The 2,166-nt window shown below is 36.9% G+C and carries 1 protein-coding gene and 1 pseudogene; both read right to left on the reverse strand.

Annotation, left to right across the window (positions count from 1 at the left end):
* On the reverse strand, positions 1 to 930 hold a 930-nt coding region (locus SMSK597_RS0103420), incomplete at its 3' end, for a hypothetical protein (protein ID WP_000868695.1).
* A 12-nt stretch (positions 931 to 942) separates the two neighbouring features.
* A pseudogene (locus SMSK597_RS12460) lies at positions 943 to 1,608 on the reverse strand (caspase family protein); the annotation flags it as partial.
* Positions 1,609 to 2,166: the final 558 nt, after the last annotated feature.

The following is a 2,166-nucleotide window of genomic DNA, read 5'->3' on the forward strand; positions in this document are numbered from 1 at the left end:
GCCACTATCTTTCACCCAACCTGTTGCCATAGCACCTGAATCTTTTAGGTAATACCAAGAGTTATTATCATATAGCCAATCGCTAGCAATCATAGCTCCTGATGATTTAAAGGCATACCAGTTGCTACCTTGATAGAGCCAAGTTTGATTGAACATGACTCCTTTATCATTCATAAAGTACCAAGTTCCCTTGTCCTTAACCCAAGCATTTTTAACTAATTGCCCTTGTTTTTGATAGTACCATGTTTCACTGTAGTTCTTTTTTAGCCAGCATTCTGCTTTTAGAATCGGATAAAGTATTTTGAAGGCTCCTGCCCCCCTGTAGGAATGATTGATAACTCCTGGTTTTTGAAGTTTCAATTCTTCATAGTCGTCTGCCCAAGCAAATACTTTTTGACCATTGACAGTCTCTGGTAAGGTAGCAGTGTAGGTCTTAGTTTGATAGTCCCATTTTGCATCAAGGTAGGTGTGTTGATCATTTGATTCGTCAATACGGAAGTAACCACTCTTTCCACCGTCATTATATACATCATCAACTACTTTAGTGGACCAGGTCTTTACCTCATTTCCGCTCTTGGCTTCTACCTTGATATCTCCTCTATAGCCATAAGGTACATAGAAATTCAGATAACGCCCCTCTACACCCATCATAGACTTGTCCTTTTCTTGACCTAGGAAATTGACTGTCTGATCTTGACCATTGAGACTGACCGTCCACTCGATTTTCTCGGTTTTTGGCAAATCCAAGACTTTGATATCTACTTCATTTCCATTGTCAAATCGGAGAATTTTGCCATCTTGATACTTAATACCACCCTTAATAACCCACTCTTCTTCCAATTCGAAGGCCTTTCCTGAATGAGGGAAAGCTAGTAAAGCTAGACCTGCTAAAGACAAACCAAATAGTGTGATTTTTTTTGATACTTTCATTTTCTTAACCCCTTATTTTTGGAATAAAACAAATTGACTGTTTTCTGGATAAACTGATACATGTTGCTCCTTATTACTGCTTGATGCAGCTTCAAGGACTAGAGGATAAGAGTATTGATACAGTTCCTCTAAAGTGATTTTTCCGTTAGTATTGGTGTCTGCCATAGGCGAAATCATTCTATTTTGAAGTGAATCCCAACCTGTACCCATTGCCCAGTATCTGGTGGCAAGACTACCTACTCCGACTGCACTATACGATTTTTCACCTTTCCAAGAGGCACATAGTACGAGGAATTTAGAATCAAGCATTTCACCATTCTTACTTGTTAGATTTCCTGTTGAGAATCCTGCCAAAAATGCTTGTTCATCAAATCTTTCTTCAGACTTGGAGAAGGCCTTTTCATCTGATTTACCTACATCTATAATTGTTCCTGAATAGCAACAATCCAGTATAACCACAAACTTACCTTTGTATTGTTTCAGTATAGATGCCAATTCCCAGCCTGAAAATGTCTGACCATCGCTACCAAGATAGATTCTTCCGTCTCTTCCTCCATGACAAGTAAGGTAAAGATAGTTCACATCGCTTTCGCTAGAAGATTTGAAAAGCTCTTGCATTTTTGCAATAATCTCGGACTTAGTTTTATCTGGGAAACGAACAACTTTACTAAAGTTTTGGTTGCTAAAAACCTTTTATATAGTGTTACCATCTTCAATAGGTACTGCTCTTGTTGATGTTTCACCTGTTTTTAGTGTTTTATACCACCAACGACCTTTTGATTGAAACCAACTGCCATTGGAGTGACTATAATCCTAGGGAGAGATAGATTCTTGAGCAGAAACTGGACTATTTACTGATAGTGATGTCACTAGGCTCAGTAAAGCAACTGATGACAATAAAATTTTTTCATAATCATATTGTCCTTTCTGTTTTATTTTTGTATAATCATAATCATACCACAAATAAAAAAACAGGTTTAATTTTTTGCAGAAATGGAAGAGGAATACTATGGAAAATTTTGGAGCAGTTTTAAAGTGCTTGCCTTTTGTAGTATAATTGTCTTGCATCTCTGTGCCTTTCTTATGTTTTTGGCTGAATAAAAGTCTAATAAGTAGGAGAGGTTCTTTTCCATAATTTCTCGAATAGAATACAAAAAGCGAACAAAACAGAGTTCATTGTTTCGATTCGCTTTTTGTATTATTATCTAGATTTTTCTTGCATCTCTGATAACAATT

It is taken from the genome of Streptococcus mitis SK597 (genome assembly GCF_000148545.1).
GTDB lineage: Bacteria > Bacillota > Bacilli > Lactobacillales > Streptococcaceae > Streptococcus > Streptococcus mitis_C.